This window comes from Neoroseomonas alkaliterrae, from assembly GCF_014199195.1.
GTDB classification, from domain to species: domain Bacteria; phylum Pseudomonadota; class Alphaproteobacteria; order Acetobacterales; family Acetobacteraceae; genus Neoroseomonas; species Neoroseomonas alkaliterrae.
Genome location: NZ_JACIJE010000004.1, coordinates 81,835 through 97,228, shown reverse-complemented (window position 1 = coordinate 97,228; position 15,394 = coordinate 81,835). Strand labels below are relative to the sequence as shown.

Here is a 15,394-nt window from a genome sequence, read left to right as displayed (position 1 = left end):
TGCCAGCCGGCCACAGCGGTCGCGGAATCTTGTTTTCGGGACCGAATCGTCAATCGCGCGACGCGGGTGCCCAGGCGCCTTCAACCCCCACGCGCACAACATCTGGCGGGCGCGCCTTCGCCCGGCCACAACATCGCGGCCTTCGCGCAGCCGGAGCCTTGCCAATCAACCCGTTGATATTGCAATTCTTTCGGCGCTATCCTTCGCAACGATCATCGGCTCGCGGGGGGATCTCGATGGACGCGAACCTGGTTGCCAGCCTCCAGGAGGAGGAGCGCCTCATTCTTGACGAGTTGAGACGCAGCATGAGCTATCGCCGCCTGGAAGAGATCCGCGGCGTGCTCTCGCTCTATGGTCAGCAGCCCCCGGTGGGCGCCGCCCTCGACGCCATGCTGGCGCGCCAGGAGCCGCCCCGCCCGCGCCGCGCCACGCCGGTCCTGCCAGTCATCGCCCTCGGCACCGAGACCCGCATCGCCGACGTCGCCTGATCCGCCCGGCGCCCCCTCCCGCCGGGCGGGCGCTGCGCTACCTTGCGGAGCATGAGCGGCTTCACCCTCTCGGTCCTCGACCAGTCCTCCGTCGCCTCGGGCCGCACGCCCGGGGAGGCGATCCGCGAGACCCTCGCCCTCGCGCGGCATTGCGACGCCCTCGGCTTCCGCCGCTACTGGTGCGCGGAGCACCACAACTCCGCCTCCCATGCCGGCAGCGCGCCCGAGATCCTGATCGCCGCCATCGCCGCGACCACGCAGCGCATCCGCATCGGCTCGGCGGGGGTGATGCTGCCGCACTATTCCTCCCTGAAGGTCGCCGAGCAGTTCCGCGTCCTGGAAGCCATCGCCCCGGGCCGCATAGACCTCGGCGTCGGCCGCGCACCCGGCTCGGACGGGCGCACCGCCTTCGCTCTCAACCCCAACGCGAACGAGGCCGCCGACCGCTTCCCCGCCCAGGTCATGGAAGTCCTCGGCTGGCACGGGGACGGGCTGCCCGAGAACCACCCCTTCCGCTCCATCATCGCCCAGCCGGCGGTGGAGACGCGGCCGGAGATGTGGATCCTCGGCAGTTCCGACTACGGCGCGCAGGTCGCCGGCTATTTCGGCCTGCCCTATTGCTTCGCCCACTTCTTCTCCGACGGCGGCGGCTCCGAGCAGGCGATCGCGGTCTATCGCGAGAGTTTCCAGCCCAAGCCCGGCATGCCGGGGCGCCTTGCCGCGCCGCATCCGGCGCTCGGCGTCTTCTGCCTCGTGGCGGACACGGAAGCCGAGGCGCGGCGCCTGTTCCGCTCGCGCGAGCTCTGGCGCCTCAAGCGCGACCGCGGCCTCTACCTGCCCTTGCCGAGCGTCGAGGAAGCCGAGGCGCATGCCTATTCGGACCTCGAACTCGCCCGCCTCGAACGCATGCGCGCGGCCGCCATGGTCGGCGCGCCGGAACAGGTGAAGGCGCGGCTCGAGGCGCTCTCGGCGGCCCATGGCGGCATCGCGGAATTCGCCGTCATCACGCATTGCCACGACGCCGAGGCGCGGCGCCGGTCCTACACGCTGCTCGCGGAGGTCTTCGGCATCCGCGCCGGCGGCGTGCCGCTGGCCGCGGAGTAGGCGAGGCCGGGCAGGCGCGCGGCAGGCGTCGAAGGCGGCTCCGGCGCGCGGGAGGCACGACGGCCGGCGCCGCGCGCGGCGAGCCCGCAGACGCCCACGCCCTGACGGAAGGAAAAGCCGCGCCCGCCCGCCTCAGCGGCGGATGACCACGACGCGGACCGCCTGCGGCCCGCCCTGCTGCCGTGCCCGGCGCATCCGCCACCAGATCGAGCCCGCCCCGATGGCCCCGGCGAGGATCATCACCGGGAGCAGGATGCCAATGGCCAGCAGCGCCACGCCCGCGAGCACCAGCCCACCGGCGGCGGCGGCGACCAGCACGGCGATGCCGCCGAGCCGCGCCAGCACGCGGTCAAGCAGCCCGGCCGGACGCGGCGGACCGGGGTCGCGGAACTCCCCCTCCGGCGTCATGTCGAGGACGGGCGGGCGGCGATCGGTGTCCATGGCCTGATGGACGTGGCCCATCGCCGCCTGCCGATCAAGCCCCGTTACGATCCGTGACGCAGCGCGTCGAGCCTCTCGAAGAGGTCCGCGAGCGGCAGGCCGGTGAGGTCGTGATGCTCCTCGCCGGCGATCGCGCGCTGCATCGCCGCCGGCATGTGCCCGCGGATCGCCGCCGCGACCGGCGCCGGTGCGACGAGCACCACGCTGTCGAGTTTCTGCGCCTTCAGCGCCGCCAGCACGTCCTCCGCGATGGCGTGGGCGTGGTCGCGCTTGGCATGGGCCTTGGGCGTGTCCTCGCCCTCGTGCTCCATGCCGCTGCGCGCCACCGAACCGGCGGCGGGGAAGGCGCGGCCCGGACGGTCCTCGCCGAGTTCGGAATCCCGGCTCCGCGCGTCGGGCGAGTCCCATCGCATGACCGCGTCATAGCCGGTCTCGCCCAGCCGCTTGAGATAGCCGAAGCCGCGGCTGCCATTGGCCACGACGAAAAGCCGGCGGGCGTGCCCACCCTCGATGCTGCCCGGATGTGCGCTCATGGAGTGCTCCTGCATTTTTTACGAAGAATCGCGCCGCGGCCGGCGCGGCGCCTTGATCCAGGGCAAGGGAGGCAGGGCTATTCCGGCCGCACCACCAGCGTGGTGCCGTCCACACCCTCGACGCGCACCCGCGTGCCGGGCGGCGCGCCCGCGGCGTCGCGCGGCAGCCGCGCCGCCCAGTCGGAATCGCCGAGCCGCACGCGCGGCCCCGCCGCCTCCGGCTCGATCAGCACGCCGATGCGCCCGACCAGCCCGGAATCGGGCGTGTTCACCCGCGGCCGCGGCTGCCCGGCGCGGCGCAGCCGCAGCGCCACCGCGATGCCGGCCCCGAGCAGGCCGATGAACACGACGACGCTGACCCAGAAGGGCGGATCCACGAACAGCCGCAGCAGCCCCGTGCCCACCGCCGCGAGCCCGATCCAGAGCAGGAAGACGCCGGGCAGCAGGATCTCCGCGCCGAGCAGCAGCAGCCCGGCGAGGATCCAGATCAGCGCGGGGTCCACGGCGAGGGCATCTCGGCCGCGGGTGGCGCCGGCGGGCGCGGCGGCGCGGGGGGCGCAGGCGGCACGCCGCCGCCAGCGCCAGCGCCGCCGCCCGCGCCCGGCGCGCGCAGCAGTTCCATAGCCTGCGCGATGCCGCCGGCCAGCGCCGTGCTCTCCATCGGCACGATCACGAGCTTCTGCGCCGGGTTGCCCGCCAGCGCCTCGAACGCCTTCACGTACTTGTCCGCGATGAAGTAGCGCAGCGCGTCCGTGCCCGCCCCGGCGGCGACCTCGGCGACCATGCGGGTCGCCTCGGCCTCCGCCTGGGCCAGGCGCTCGCGCGCCTCGGCGTCGCGGAAGGCGGCCTCGCGCCGGCCCTCGGCGGCGAGGATGAGGGACTGCTTCTCGCCCTCGGCACGCTTGATCTCGGCCTCGCGCTCGCCTTCCGCCTTGGCGACGGTGGCGCGCCGCTCGCGCTCGGCGGTCATCTGCAGGTTCATGGCGCGAATCAGGTTGTCCGGCGGCTCGATCTTGCGGATCTCGACGCGGCTGACCTTCACGCCCCAGGGGTCGGTCGCGCCATCGAGGATGGACAGCAGCGAGGAGTTTATCCGCTCCCGCCCCGAGAGCGTCGCATCGAGCTCCATCTCGCCCACCACGGCGCGGATGTTGGTCATGGCGAGCGCGGCCAGCGCGAAGCTCAGGTCCTGCACCGCATAGGCCGCCTTGGCCGCGTCCATCACGCGGTAATAGACGATGCCGTCCACCGCCACCGTCGCGTTGTCGCGCGTGATCACGGCCTGTTCGGGGATGTCGAGCACCTGCTCCTGGACATTCACCTTCCGGCCGATGCCGTCGATGAAGGGGATGATGAAGTTCAGCCCCGGCCCGAGCATGCGGGTGAAGGCGCCGAAGCGTTCGACCGTCCAGACCTCGCCCTGCGGCACGGTGCGGATGCCGCGCGTCGCGGTCAGCACCGCGAGCAGCAGCAGGACGATCAGCACGATGGTGGTGGCGGAGACGATCTCGAGCATGTTCATGCGGCCATCCTAGCCATGCGGCGGCCGGAACGGAACGGGGGCCTTGCCCGCGCGCCCGGCAGGCCGGACGATGACCGAAGCATTTCACCAAGCAAGGGAGAGAGGGATGCAGGGTGCGGACACGCCGCTGCCGGTGGCGCTGACGGGCCTCAGGGTCGCGATCAGCGCCGGCGCGGGCGGGATCGGGCGCGTGATGGCCGACAGCTTCGCCGCGCGCGGCGCGAGCGTCTTCGTCTGCGATGTGGATGCCGAGGCGCTCGCCGCCTGCCCGCACCCGAAGATGCGCGCCGACATGGGCGAGACGGCCGAATGCGAGGCCTTCGTGGACGCCGCGGCCGCCCATCTCGGCGGGCTCGACGTGCTGGTGAACAACGCCGGCATCGCCGGGCCCACCGCCCGCGTCGAGGACGTGACACCCGAGGCGCTGGAGGCGACGCTGCGCATAGACCTCGCGGCGATGTTCCACTGCGTGCGCCGCGCCGTGCCGCATCTGCGCGCGGCGGGCGGGGGCAGCATCGTCAACCTCTCCTCCGCCGCCGGGCGCTTTGGCTTCCCGCTGCGCAGCCCCTATGCCGCCGCGAAATGGGGCGTGGTGGGCTTCACGAAGTCGCTCGCGATCGAGCTCGGCCCGGACCGGATCAGGGTGAACGCCATCCTGCCGGGCCTCGTCGCGGGCGACCGCATCCGCCGCCTGATCGAGGCCAAGGCCCAGGCGCAAGGCGTCTCCTTCAAGGAGAAGGAGGCGGAACTGCTCAGGGACGCCTCGCTGCGCTGCTACGTCACCGCGCAGGACATCACGAACATGGCGCTCTACCTGTGCTCGCCCTTCGGGGCGACGATCAGCGGCCAGGCGCTGGCGGTGGACGGCGACCTGCAGCGCCTGGGCTGAGAGCCGGGGCGAAACCGGTCACACCGGCAGCGCCATCGCGCGCATGAAGCTCTCGCGGAAGCGGATCGGGTCGCGGTCGGTCTGCTCGCGGCCCGGCTCGTTGTCGATCTTCACGCCGATCAGGTGCGGCCCGTCGGTCGCGAGCGCGCGGGCCACCAGCGCGTCGAACTCCGCCTCGTCCGCCGCCCAGGCGGCGGACGCGATGCCCGAGGCGCGCGCGATCGCCACGATGTCGGTGCCCGAGGCGCGCGCCGGCGTCCCCTGCCCGCCGGTGATCTGGTAGATGCCGTTGTCCCAGACCACCACGCAGAGGTTCCTCACCCCCTGCGCGGCTATGGTGGACAGGCAGCCGAGCTGCATCAGCAGCGAGCCGTCCCCCTCGAGGGCGAAGACCCGGCGTTTCGGCTGCGCGATCGCGACACCCATCGCGATCGGCGCGGCGAGGCCCATGCTGCCGAGCATGTAGAAATTCTCGCCCCGCGTGCGGTCCGCCGCCCAGAGATCCCAGTTGGAATTGCCGATGCCGCCGATCACCGCCTCGCGGTTCTTCAGCCCCGCGACGAGGCGCTTGGTCAGCGCGGCGCGGTTCATCACATGCAGGTTGCCCGTGGTCTCGGTCACTTGCGGCCCCCGGTCAGCAGCGGCGAGAGGATGAGGCAGGCAGGCCAGCGCGTGGCGAAGGCCTGGCGGATGGTGCGGTCGGCGATGAAGGCGGCCTCGTCCAGCCGGGTCATGGTGTGGTGCTCGATGCCCATGGAATCGAGGATCGGCCGCATGGTGCGGCAGACGATCGCCTGGCCCGGGTTGAACTCGCCGAGCGTGCCGCGCTCGGAGACCACCATGACCACCGGCACCTGGCAGGCCACCACCAGCGAGGCGAGCACGTTCGGCAGCGTCGCGAAGCCCGAGGTCTGCATCAGCACCACGCCGCGCATCCCGGCCATGGTCGCGCCGGTGACGATGCCCACCGCCTCCTCCTCGCGCACGCAGGGGAAGGTGGTGAAGAAGGGATCGGCGTGGCAGCCCTCGATCAGCGGCCGCAGCACGTTGTCGGGCACATAGGTCACCAGGCGGACGTCGTGGTCCTTGAAGGCCTGGCGCAGGATCTCATGCCAGGTGTTCGCCGGTCGGGCCGGTTCGTTCATCGCTCGAACATCTCCTCGCGCTTGGCCGCGGTATCGCACCGCGCGGCCGGCCCGCCAAGACGGCGCGCGGCGGCTGCCCACTCCGGCGCGCGTTGCGCCGACGACGGCCGCCGCGCCCGGTGCGGCCCGCGGATGCGCCGGCCGGCGCGAGCCCGCCCAGGCTGCCGGACCGGCCTCAGGCCGGTTGCGCCCCTGCGCGGCCGCCATGCGGGCGATCATCCTTGGCCGCGTCGCGGGGCCTGGGTGGCAGCGGGATCCCGGAGGCCGAAGCCCCCCCAACGCAGCGTGTCAGCGCGGCGCCTCGGCGATCTGCCGGTCGTCGAGGCAGGCGGTGCGCGTCAGCCAGGGCCATGGGTCCACCGGCCGCCCCTCGCGCCGCAGTTCCAGGTGCAGATGCGCCCCGGTGGTGCGGCCGGTACGGCCGACCGCGCCGATGCGCTCGCCCGCCTCCACGAGAACGCCCGGCCGCAGCCCCGGCTCGATGCGCGAGAGATGCGCGTAGCGCGAGACCGAGCCGTCGCGGTGCTCGATGTCCACGATCAGCCCGTAGGCGTAGTAGCGCCCGGTGAAGCGCACCACGCCGGCCACCGGAGCCTGCACCGGCGTGCCCACCGGCGCGCGCAGATCGACGCCCGGATGCAGCCGCCGCCCGCGCATCCCGAAGCCCGAGGAGAACTCCCCCACCACCGGCGTCGCGACCGGGCAGGGCGCGGCGAGGGCGGCGGGCGCGGCCGGGACCGCTGCGGCGCAGGCCATGCCGATCCCGGCAAGCAGCCAGGCAGGCGGGCGGGTCATCCTCATGCCGGGGTCATCTCCGTTGGTTGCGTGAAGCCCGGAGGGGGTCGCCCGGCAGGCCGGCGGCGTCAAGGCGGGCCGGGCGGCTTGTCCACAGCGTTCCGCGCGGGAAACGGCGCGCCCGCGCATGTTTCGAGCGATGCGGGCCGCCCCCCGCGCGCCCGTCAGCGCGCCGCCGCCAGCGCCGCGAGGTCCCGCCGCAGCACCTTGCCCGCGGCATTGCGCGGCAGCCGCTCCAGCACCAGCACCCGGCGCGGCGCGCGCAGGCCGAGCAGCGCCCGGCAATGCGCGAGCAGCGCCGCGCCGTCGAGCGCGGCACCCGGCGCCGGCACCGCGGCGAGCATCGGGATCTCGCCCAGCGCCTTGCTGCGCAGCGCGAAGGCCGCGCATTCGCCGAGGCCCGGGAAGCCCGCCGCCGCCGCCTCGATCTCCGCCGGGAAGACGTTGACCGAGCCCAGCATCATCATCTCGTCCGCCCGCCCCGCGACCATCAGCCGCCCCGCGGCGTCGAGCCGCCCCATGTCGCCCGGCACGAACCAGCCGTCGCGGAAGGCGCGCCCGCTCGCCTCCGCATCGTCGAGGTAGCCCTGCGCCATCCCCGGCGCACGCAGGTGCAGGATGCCGATCTCGCCGGCGGGCAGCGGCCGCCCGCCCGCGCCGAGCACGCGCACGGCCACGCCGGGCAGAAGGCGGCCCGTCCCGCCCGGATCCGCCGCGTGATCCTCGGGGCCGGCCTCGGCGATGGTGCCGACTTCGGTGGCCCCGTAGCGCAGATGCACCGCGGGCGTCAGCCGCGCCTGCAGGCGCTCGATCAGCCGCTCCCCCGGCGGCGCGCCGGTGAGGTCGATGCGCGTCCGCGCAGGCCAGGCGCCCGCCCCCGCCGTGGCGAGCAACGCCTCCGCCTGGTGCGGCGCGATCGCGAGCAGGTCCACGCCGTAGCGCCGGCATGCCTCGGCCATGCCCCCCTCGCGCGAGGCAGCGGGCAGCAGCCAAGCCCCGCCATTGGCGAGCACCGAGAGCGCGAAGCGCTTGCCGTTGTTGTGCTCCATGCCGACCGGCCGGTGCATCACCTGGCCCCGGCCCGCGCGATGCCCCGCCTGGGCGAGCAGCGCCGCCTCCCCGAAGCCGATCAGCTTCGGCCGCCCGGTGGTGCCGGAACTGGTCAGCATCACCACGCCCTCCCCGCCCGCCGGCGCCTCGCTCTCCGGCGGCGCCTCGCCCTCCCAGGGCAGGAAGGGGTGGCCCGGCAGCGCCGCCGCGCAATCCTCCCCGAGCACCACGGCGAGGCCGAGCCGCGCCGCGATGCCGGCGCGCATCGCCGGCGGGTCGTGGCTCGCCAGCGTGACCTGCCGGCAGCCGAGCCGGAGCAGCGCGAGGCAGGCGATCAGATGCGCCGCATCCTCGCGGATGGTGATCCCGACCGTCTGCCCCGGCGCGATGCCCCGCCGGGCGAGGCGCGCCGCCTGCGCCTCCACCCGGGCCATCAGCGCGCCGAAACCGAGGCGCAGGCCGGGGCCGAGCACCGCGACCCGCGCCGGATCGGCCGCCGCCATCGCGTGCAGCCGGCCGATCAGCGCCCCGACCTGCCCCCTCACGGCCCCGGCCGGAGGCCGATCCGCGCCAAGAGCGCCGCCAGCCTCTCCCTCTCCTGGGCCAGATGGGCCGCGAAGGCCGCGGGCGGCCCGGCTTCGGCAAGGAACAGACCCTGGTCCTGCAGCCGCTCCCGCAGGAGGGGGTCGGCGTGCAGCGTCCCGGCCGCCGCCGCGTTCAGCCGCGCGATGGCGGCGGGCGGCGTCGCCGCCGGCGCATGCAGGCCGAGCCAGCCCGTCGCGACGAGGCCGGGCGCGGCCTCGGCGAAGACCGGTTCCTCGGGCCGGCCCGGCAGGCGCGCCGCGGCGGTCCAGGCCACCAGATGCGCCCGGCCGGTGCGAGCGGCGGCCAGCGCCGCCGGCCCCCCGAGCACCGCCGCATCCAGGATGCCCGCCATGAGGTCGTTGGCGGCAAGCCCGTCGCTGCGATAGGCGACCTCGTTGAAGGCGAGGCCGAGTCCCGCCGCGATCAGCGCCCCGGCGAGGTGCAGCGACGACCCCGGCCCGAGATGGCCGAGGCTGACCCGCCCCGGAAAGGCCCGCACATGCGCGATGAAGTCCGGCAGCGCGGCGGGCAGACCGTCTCGCACCGCCACCGCGTAGGGCAGCGTGGCGAGAAGCGCCACCGGCGCGAAATCCTCGGCGCGATAGGGCAGGTCGCGGCGCAGCAGCGGGTTCACCGTGAGCGTCGCCGTGGCGCTGAGCAGCAGCCGGTGCCCGTCGGCCGGGCCGCGCGCCACCGCCTCGGCGCCGATGGCGGTCTGCGCCCCGGGGCGGTTCTCCACCACCACGGGCACGCCGAGACGCTGCGCCATGCCTTCCGCGAGCGGGCGCGCCAGGGTGTCGGCCGTCCCGCCCGCCGCGTAGGGGACGACCAGCGTCACCGGCCGAAGGGGCTGCCAGGGGGCCGCCCCGCGCGCCGGCCCGCCCGCCAGCGCGAGGCCGAGCGCGGCGCCGACCGCCCGGCGCCGCGGCAGGGCGCGCCCGATGGGATGCGTCATCGCCATGCGCCGCGCCATGCCCCGGATCCCACCCCGAAGTCCAGGACGGGCCCGGCCACCGGCCGCCGCGGCCTCATCGGTGGCGCCGCCGCCAGTCGGAGGGCTCCTCGAAACTGCCCGCCCAGAGGCCGCGCCGCGCCGCGCGCGCCTCGGCCTCCTGCCCGGCATACTCCTCGGAGAAGCGGCGGAAGGCGATCGCCCAGCCCTGCCGCACCATCTCCGCCGCGACATCCACGCCGCGCTCGTCGTGGCAGCGCACGATCTCGCGCCCGTAGCGGTCGGTGTCGAGCGCGCGGCAGGTCAGCATGCCGCGCCCGACGATGCGCGCCAGCGCCTGGGCCGCCTCGGCGCCGCAATCATAGGGGCGGCCGCCGCGGACGCAGCTCTGCCCGGCCTCGGGCGCGTCGATGCCGTGCAGGCGCAGCCGCCGCGCGCCGGAGGACAGGGAATCCCCGTCCACCACCGAGACCCGGACCGTGAAGCCCGCCGGCTCCGGCGCGGGGCTGCCGGGGCCGTGGAGCACCGTGGGCAGGCGCGGCGTGCCCTCGCGCCACGGCGTCACCTCGCCGCACTGGACAAGGCCGAAGGCCAGCAGCCCGGCGAGCGCAAACCACGCGGCCATGGACAGGCGCGGCCTGCGCCAGCCCCCTGCCCGCCACGCGATGCGCGCGGTCCCTCTCCTGCGGTCACGCATGGCCCTGTCCCGGAACACGGAGGCCCGACCCCCGCGCGGCCAAGCCTGCCACGCGGCGCCGGCCTCAGCCCAGCCTTGCCGCCACCTGCGCGAGCGGCACCCTCTCCTGCGTCCCGGCATCGAGGTCGCGGAGCTGGGCGACGCCGGCCGCGATCTCCTCCTCGCCCAGGATCACCGCCGCGCGCGCCCCGATGCGGTTGGCGCGTTCCATCCGCCGCTTGAGGTTGCCGCGATAGGCGATCTCGGCCACCACGCCCGCGCGCCGCAGCGCCTGCAGGACATCGAGCGCCGGCCCCTCGGCCGCCTCGCCCACCGGGATCACCGCGACGGGCCGCGGCGCGGGAGGGGCCTCGGGCAGCAGCATGGCGAGGCGCTCGATCCCCGCCGCCCAGCCGACCGAGGGCGTGGGCGGGCCGCCCATCTCCTCGACCAGGCCGTTGTAGCGCCCGCCGGCCATCACCGTGCCCTGCGCGCCGAGCCGGTCGGTGACGAACTCGAAGGCGGTGTGGCTGTAATAGTCGAGGCCGCGCACGATGCGCGGGTTCTCGCGGAAGGGCACGCCGAAGCGCGTCAGATGCGCCTTCACCGACGCGTAGAAGGCGGCCGCGGCCGCGGTCAGGTGCTCCCCGATCACCGGCGCGGCGGCGACGATGGCGCGGTCCGTCTCGTCCTTGCTGTCGAGGATGCGCAGCGGGTTCTTCTCGAGCCGCACGCGGCTGTCGTGGCTGAGCGCATCCTTGTGGGCGGAGAAAAAGGCCACCAGCGCGGCGCGGTAGGCGGCCCGGCTCTCCGCATCGCCGAGCGTGTTGATCTCGAGCACCGTGCCGTCGGAAACACCCAGCGCGCAGAGGATGTCCCACCCGCAGGCGATCACCTCGGCATCGGCCAGCGGCTCGGCCGCGCCCAGCACCTCGATGCCGATCTGGTGGAACTGCCGGTAGCGGCCCTTCTGCGGCCGCTCGTAGCGGAACATCGGCCCGGCGTAGAACACCTTGCGCGGCAGGTTCGACTGCGTGAGCCCGTTCGAGACCAGCGCGCGGCACACGCCCGCCGTCATCTCGGGGCGCAGCGTGATCGAATCCCCGCCGCGGTCGGTGAAGGAATACATCTCCTTCATCACCACGTCCGAGGTGTCGCCGAGGCCGCGGGCGAAGACGCGCGTGTCCTCGAAGACCGGCGTCGCCCATTCCTCGAAGCCGTAGAGCGCGCTGACGCGCCGCGCCGTCTCCGCGACATGGTGGTGGCGGCGGAACTCCTCGCCGATGAGGTCGCGCGTCCCGCGCACGGGCTGCAATGCGGTCATGCTGGTCGGTCCGGAAGGCTGGTGTCTAGAAGCGGCGGCCGCGCTGCTGCTGCGCCGGCTGCGCCTGCGGCCGCGTCGCCGCCTGGAGGAGGTCGCTGCGCGCCTGGTTGCCCACGCGCGCGGCCGTGGCCAGCGCCCGGCGGTAGGTCTCGCTGTCGCCCTCGTCCAGGCATTGGGTGAACTCGCCGAGGTCCACGAGCCCGCGCAGCCGGCCCGTCCACTGGTCGAGCCAGGCGAGCAGCACCATCGCCTGCGCCCGCGCATCCGGCTCGAACCCGGCCGAGAGCGCGCTCGCATGCTGGCGGATGACGAGGCTCGCCTCCATCGCGCGGTTGTTGATCTCGGAGCAGGGCACGGACCCGTCGCGCGGCTGGCTGGCCGACGGGTCGGGCTCCTCGATCGTCTCGATCATCTCGATCTGCATCTGCGCCGCCGCCGGCGCGGCGAGGCCGAGTGCCGCGGCCAGCGCCAGCGCGGGCCCGATGCCGGAGAGGCGGGCCCTCATTCGGCGGCCTGGCGCTCGGCCTCGGCCCGCTTCGCCGCGGCCATCGCCTCCGCCCGCGCGGTCACGAGGCCGACGATGTGCTCGATCATCTCCTCGGTCCGCACCGTGTGGTCGGTCTTGCCCGCGGCATAGACCATGTGCGTGCCCGCCCCGCCGCCGGTCAGGCCGATGTCGGTCAGCAGCGCCTCCCCCGGCCCGTTCACGACGCAGCCGATGATCGAGAGGGTGATCGGCTCGCGGATATGGGCGAGGCGTTCCTCGAGCGCCTCCACGGTGCGGATCACGTCGAAGCCCTGCCGCGCGCAGGAGGGGCAGGAGATGATCTTCACCCCGCGGTGGCGCAGATGCAGGGATTTCAGCATCTCCCAGCCGACCGCGACCTCCTCCTCCGGCTCCGCGCTGAGGGAGACCCGAAGCGTGTCCCCGATCCCGGCCCAGAGCAGGGAGCCGAGGCCGATCGCGCTCTTGACCGTGCCCGCGCGCTTCCCGCCGGCCTCGGTGATGCCGATGTGCAGCGGGTGGTCGCAGGCCTCGGCCAGTTGCTGATAGGCCGCGACGGCGAGGAACACGTCGGAGGCCTTCACGCTGATCTTGAACTCGTCGAAGCCTTCCTGGAGCAGGTGGTCGGCGTGCCACAGGGCGCTTTCCACCAGCGCCTCGGGGTTCGGCTCGCCGTATTTCTCCAGCAGGTGCTTCTCGAGGCTGCCGGCATTCACCCCGATGCGGATCGAGCAGCCATGGTCGCGCGCGGCCTTCACGACCTCCTTCACGCGCTCCTTCGAGCCGATGTTGCCCGGGTTGATCCGCAGGCAGGCCGCACCCGCCTCCGCCGCCTCGATCGCGCGGCGGTAGTGGAAGTGGATGTCGGCCACGACCGGCACGTTCACCTCGCGCACGATCTCGGCCAGCGCGGCGGTGCTCTCCTCGGTGGGGCAGGAGACGCGCACGATGTCGGCGCCTGCCAGTTCGCAGCGGCGGATCTGCTCGATCGTCGCCTTCGCGTCCTCGGTCGGGGTGTTGGTCATGGTCTGGACCGAGATCGGGGCATCGCCGCCGACCCGGACCCTGCCGACGCCGATCTGCCGCGACCTGCGGCGCAGGATCTGCTGATACGGGCGGTACGACATGCTCGGTTCCTGCATCCCTCGGCGCGGCGAGGACCTCACTATGGCGATGCCGGCCGCGCACCGGAAGTCGCCTGCGCGCGCGGGCGGCGCGATGCCCCCGCGCATGATCCGGCGGGCCGCGGCGCCGGCAGCCGCCCGGCCCGCCAGGTCGCGCGACGCGCGGGCGAAGGCCGGCGGAACCGGCCCGCCCGGGCGGTCCTCAGGGCCGCGCCGGCGCCCCCGTCTCCGGCCCCGTCCGCAGCCGGTCGGCGTCGAGCGGAATGCCGCGCCGCACCCCGATCACGCCGGCGAGCACGCCGCTCGCCTGGCCGTCCACCACGACATCGAGATTCTCGGCCCGGCCGGTGGTCAGCACCAGGCCTTCCCGGGCGGGCACCGGCCAGCTCTCGCCGCTCCGCAGCACGCGGTCGAGGATGACCTGGTTCGAGCGCGTGTCGCGCACCTGCACCCAGGATTCGCCCCGCGCGCGGAGCTGGACCCGCGGCTCGTTCGCGGCCGGGGCGGCGGCGGGCGCGGCCGCCGGGGGCGCGGCCGGTGTCGCCGGCGGGGCGGGCGCGGCGGCCTGCTGCTGGCCCGGCCGCGGCGCGCCCGCGGCGGGCGGGGCGGCAGGCGCGCCGGCCGCGGGCGGCGCCCCTGCTGCGGGCGGCGCGGCGGCGGGCGGCGCGGCCTGCGCCGCGGCGGGCTCGCGCGGGGTGGCGGGCGCCACCTGCTCCAGCCGCTCGGGCAGCGGCGGCACCGCATCCACCACCCGGTTGCCCGAGCCGCTCCAGTTGTACCAGGCGACATAGGCGATGATGGACACCACCACCCCCGCCGCGACCAGCGCGCCCGCCGGCACCCCGCGCGAGGGCACCGCCTCGGGGAAGACCAGATCGCCCGGCCGCGCCGCGGCGCCGCCCGTCACGTCGCGGAAACGCCGCACCGCCTCGTCCGCGTCGAGGCCGAGCGCGGTCGCGTAGGAGCGCACGAAGCCGACCGCATAGGCCGTGCCGGGCAGGTCCTTCACCCGCCCTTCCTCAAGCGCATGGATGTAGCGGCGGTTGATGCGCAGCCGCGCGGCCATGTCCTCGACGCTGGCGCCGAGCGTCAGGCGCGCCTCGCGCAGGGCCTCGCCCACGCGGGCGGCCTCGGCGGCGGTGATGTCGGGGCGCTGGTTTCGCTTCATCGGAATCCGGTCGTGGCCGGGCTGCTTCTAGCCCCGCGGGGCCGCCCCCGCAAACGCGGAAGCGGCGCGCGGGCGCCTCAGGCGGCGTCGGGGCGCCGCGCGGCGATCGCCGCCGCCGCCTGGCCGACGAGCTCGGCGATGATCTCGGCCGCGGGCTGCTCCTTCGTGACCATCCCGACCGACTGGCCCGCCATCAGCGAGCCGTTCTCCACGTCGCCCTCGATCACCGCGCGGCGCAGCGCGCCGGCCCAGAAATGCTCGATGTCGAGCTGCGCGGCCTCCTTCTCCACCTCGCCCGCCTTGAAGCGGCGGATGGTCTCGGCCTGGAACTCGATGAAGCGCCGCGTCCCGCCGTTCTGCAGCGCCCGCACCGGGATGACCGGGAAGGCCTCGTCGAGCTGGACGGTCGGCATCGCGTCGCGCGCCTGGCCGCGGATGAAGGCCTGCTTGAAGGCCGGATGGGCGATGCATTCGGTGGCGCAGACGAAGCGCGTGCCGAGCTGCGCGCCGGCCGCCCCCATCTCGAGGAAGGAGAGGATCGCCTCCCCCCGCCCGATGCCGCCGGCAACGAAGACCGGCACTTCCTTCACATGCGGCAGGATCTCCTGCGCGAGCACGTTCAGCGAGACCGGACCGATATGCCCGCCCGCCTCCGAGCCCTCGATCACCAGCGCATCCGCCCCGCTGCGGATCAGGCGCTTCGCGAGCACGAGCGCGGGCGCGAAGCAGACCACCCGCGCCCCGCCGTCCTTCGCCTTCTTGATGGCGCCGCCCGGCGGGATGCCGCCGGCGAAGACGATGTGCCCGACCTTCGCCGCGAGGCAGGCATCCACGAGCTGGTCGAGCCGCGGATGCATGGTGATCAGGTTCACCCCGAAGGGCTTGTCCGTCAGCGCCTGGGTGGCGGCGATCTCCTCGGCGAGGCGCGGCGGCTCCATCGCGCCGCAGGCGATGACCCCGAAGGCCCCGGCATTGGAGAGCGCGGCGACGAGGTTGCGCTCGCTCACCCAGGACATCGCCCCGCCCAGGATGGCGTAGCGGCTGCCGAGGAAGGCGGTGCCGCGCGCCATCAGCCGGTCGAGTTCGGCCCGCG

At 74.5% G+C, this 15,394-nt stretch carries 18 protein-coding genes; 3 read left to right on the top strand and 15 right to left on the bottom strand.

Annotated features, from left to right (window positions below):
- Positions 1–236 precede the first annotated feature (236 nt).
- Positions 237–488, top strand: coding sequence for a hypothetical protein (locus tag FHS88_RS08700; protein ID WP_184483627.1), 252 nt, complete (start codon positions 237–239; stop codon positions 486–488).
- 51 nt (positions 489–539) lie between these two features.
- Positions 540–1,592, top strand: coding sequence for an LLM class flavin-dependent oxidoreductase (locus FHS88_RS08695; protein WP_184483625.1), 1,053 nt, complete (start codon positions 540–542; stop codon positions 1,590–1,592).
- Positions 1,593–1,724: 132 nt separating this feature from the next.
- On the opposite strand, the gene FHS88_RS08690 is transcribed toward FHS88_RS08695, so the two are convergent.
- From FHS88_RS08690 to FHS88_RS08675, 4 genes are all read right to left on the bottom strand, one after another.
- Positions 1,725–2,033, bottom strand: a complete 309-nt coding sequence (locus tag FHS88_RS08690; RefSeq protein ID WP_184483623.1) for a hypothetical protein — start codon at positions 2,031–2,033, stop codon at positions 1,725–1,727.
- A 44-nt stretch (positions 2,034–2,077) separates the two neighbouring features.
- A complete protein-coding gene (locus FHS88_RS08685) occupies positions 2,078–2,566 on the bottom strand; it encodes a host attachment protein (protein ID WP_184483621.1) in 489 nt (162 codons plus the stop codon).
- 77 nt (positions 2,567–2,643) lie between these two features.
- Positions 2,644–3,069: an NfeD family protein gene (locus FHS88_RS08680; protein ID WP_184483619.1), complete on the bottom strand. Its 426-nt coding sequence runs from the start codon at positions 3,067–3,069 to the stop codon at positions 2,644–2,646.
- Positions 3,054–4,088: an SPFH domain-containing protein gene (locus tag FHS88_RS08675; RefSeq protein WP_246419743.1), complete on the bottom strand. Its 1,035-nt coding sequence runs from the start codon at positions 4,086–4,088 to the stop codon at positions 3,054–3,056. Before FHS88_RS08675 ends, FHS88_RS08680 begins: the two co-directional genes overlap by 16 nt.
- Positions 4,089–4,194: 106 nt before the next feature.
- Here FHS88_RS08675 and FHS88_RS08670 point away from each other — a divergent pair, with 106 nt between their 5' ends.
- Positions 4,195–4,977 (top strand): SDR family oxidoreductase, encoded by a 783-nt coding sequence (locus FHS88_RS08670; RefSeq protein WP_246419742.1) that lies wholly within the window; start codon positions 4,195–4,197, stop codon positions 4,975–4,977.
- A gap of 18 nt (positions 4,978–4,995) precedes the next feature.
- Here FHS88_RS08670 and FHS88_RS08665 read toward each other — a convergent pair whose 3' ends face one another.
- The 11 genes from FHS88_RS08665 to FHS88_RS08615 form a co-directional block, all read right to left on the bottom strand.
- Complete coding sequence (locus tag FHS88_RS08665; RefSeq protein WP_338146473.1) at positions 4,996–5,598, bottom strand: thiamine pyrophosphate-dependent enzyme; 603 nt, start codon at positions 5,596–5,598, stop codon at positions 4,996–4,998.
- Positions 5,595–6,122 carry a thiamine pyrophosphate-binding protein gene (locus tag FHS88_RS08660; RefSeq protein ID WP_184483617.1) on the bottom strand — a complete coding sequence of 176 codons (528 nt, stop codon included), beginning with the start codon at positions 6,120–6,122 and terminating at the stop codon, positions 5,595–5,597. Before FHS88_RS08660 ends, FHS88_RS08665 begins: the two co-directional genes overlap by 4 nt.
- Before the next feature lie 288 nt (positions 6,123–6,410).
- On the bottom strand, positions 6,411–6,923 hold the full coding sequence (locus tag FHS88_RS08655; protein WP_246419734.1) for a M23 family metallopeptidase: 513 nt from the start codon (positions 6,921–6,923) through the stop codon (positions 6,411–6,413).
- Between the two features lie 158 nt (positions 6,924–7,081).
- The gene (locus FHS88_RS08650) at positions 7,082–8,512 is read right to left on the bottom strand and encodes an AMP-binding protein (RefSeq protein ID WP_184483615.1); all 1,431 of its coding nucleotides are present in this window, start codon (positions 8,510–8,512) and stop codon (positions 7,082–7,084) included.
- Complete coding sequence (locus tag FHS88_RS08645) at positions 8,509–9,525, bottom strand: Bug family tripartite tricarboxylate transporter substrate binding protein (RefSeq protein WP_184483613.1); 1,017 nt, start codon at positions 9,523–9,525, stop codon at positions 8,509–8,511. The genes FHS88_RS08650 and FHS88_RS08645 overlap by 4 nt, the downstream gene beginning before the upstream one ends.
- Positions 9,526–9,580: 55 nt before the next feature.
- Positions 9,581–10,129, bottom strand: coding sequence for a thermonuclease family protein (locus FHS88_RS08640; protein WP_184483611.1), 549 nt, complete (start codon positions 10,127–10,129; stop codon positions 9,581–9,583).
- A gap of 136 nt (positions 10,130–10,265) precedes the next feature.
- Positions 10,266–11,504 (bottom strand): histidine--tRNA ligase, encoded by a 1,239-nt coding sequence (hisS, locus tag FHS88_RS08635; RefSeq protein WP_184483609.1) that lies wholly within the window; start codon positions 11,502–11,504, stop codon positions 10,266–10,268.
- Between the two features lie 25 nt (positions 11,505–11,529).
- A complete protein-coding gene (locus tag FHS88_RS08630) occupies positions 11,530–12,009 on the bottom strand; it encodes a hypothetical protein (protein WP_184483607.1) in 480 nt (159 codons plus the stop codon).
- A complete protein-coding gene (ispG, locus tag FHS88_RS08625; protein WP_184483605.1) occupies positions 12,006–13,136 on the bottom strand; it encodes a flavodoxin-dependent (E)-4-hydroxy-3-methylbut-2-enyl-diphosphate synthase in 1,131 nt (376 codons plus the stop codon). Before ispG ends, FHS88_RS08630 begins: the two co-directional genes overlap by 4 nt.
- 199 nt (positions 13,137–13,335) lie before the next feature.
- Positions 13,336–14,301 carry a helix-turn-helix domain-containing protein gene (locus tag FHS88_RS08620; protein WP_184483603.1) on the bottom strand — a complete coding sequence of 322 codons (966 nt, stop codon included), beginning with the start codon at positions 14,299–14,301 and terminating at the stop codon, positions 13,336–13,338.
- A gap of 77 nt (positions 14,302–14,378) precedes the next feature.
- Positions 14,379–15,371, bottom strand: coding sequence for an NAD(P)H-dependent flavin oxidoreductase (locus FHS88_RS08615; protein ID WP_184483989.1), 993 nt, complete (start codon positions 15,369–15,371; stop codon positions 14,379–14,381).
- Between the last annotated feature and the right edge of the window lie 23 nt (positions 15,372–15,394).

Coding starts and splice junctions, on each gene's coding strand:
- FHS88_RS08660 (WP_184483617.1), bottom strand. CDS start 6,122: ATGAACGAACCGGCCCGACCGGCGAACACCTGGCATGAGATCCTGCGC.
- FHS88_RS08655 (WP_246419734.1), bottom strand. CDS start 6,923: ATGAGGATGACCCGCCCGCCTGCCTGGCTGCTTGCCGGGATCGGCATG.
- FHS88_RS08685 (WP_184483621.1), bottom strand. CDS start 2,566: ATGAGCGCACATCCGGGCAGCATCGAGGGTGGGCACGCCCGCCGGCTT.
- FHS88_RS08640 (WP_184483611.1), bottom strand. CDS start 10,129: ATGGCCGCGTGGTTTGCGCTCGCCGGGCTGCTGGCCTTCGGCCTTGTC.
- FHS88_RS08615 (WP_184483989.1), bottom strand. CDS start 15,371: ATGGCGCGCGGCACCGCCTTCCTCGGCAGCCGCTACGCCATCCTGGGC.
- FHS88_RS08695 (WP_184483625.1), top strand. CDS start 540: ATGAGCGGCTTCACCCTCTCGGTCCTCGACCAGTCCTCCGTCGCCTCG.
- FHS88_RS08645 (WP_184483613.1), bottom strand. CDS start 9,525: ATGGCGCGGCGCATGGCGATGACGCATCCCATCGGGCGCGCCCTGCCG.
- FHS88_RS08630 (WP_184483607.1), bottom strand. CDS start 12,009: ATGAGGGCCCGCCTCTCCGGCATCGGGCCCGCGCTGGCGCTGGCCGCG.
- FHS88_RS08690 (WP_184483623.1), bottom strand. CDS start 2,033: ATGGACACCGATCGCCGCCCGCCCGTCCTCGACATGACGCCGGAGGGG.
- FHS88_RS08700 (WP_184483627.1), top strand. CDS start 237: ATGGACGCGAACCTGGTTGCCAGCCTCCAGGAGGAGGAGCGCCTCATT.
- FHS88_RS08670 (WP_246419742.1), top strand. CDS start 4,195: ATGCAGGGTGCGGACACGCCGCTGCCGGTGGCGCTGACGGGCCTCAGG.
- hisS (WP_184483609.1), bottom strand. CDS start 11,504: ATGACCGCATTGCAGCCCGTGCGCGGGACGCGCGACCTCATCGGCGAG.
- ispG (WP_184483605.1), bottom strand. CDS start 13,136: ATGTCGTACCGCCCGTATCAGCAGATCCTGCGCCGCAGGTCGCGGCAG.
- FHS88_RS08620 (WP_184483603.1), bottom strand. CDS start 14,301: ATGAAGCGAAACCAGCGCCCCGACATCACCGCCGCCGAGGCCGCCCGC.
- FHS88_RS08675 (WP_246419743.1), bottom strand. CDS start 4,088: ATGAACATGCTCGAGATCGTCTCCGCCACCACCATCGTGCTGATCGTC.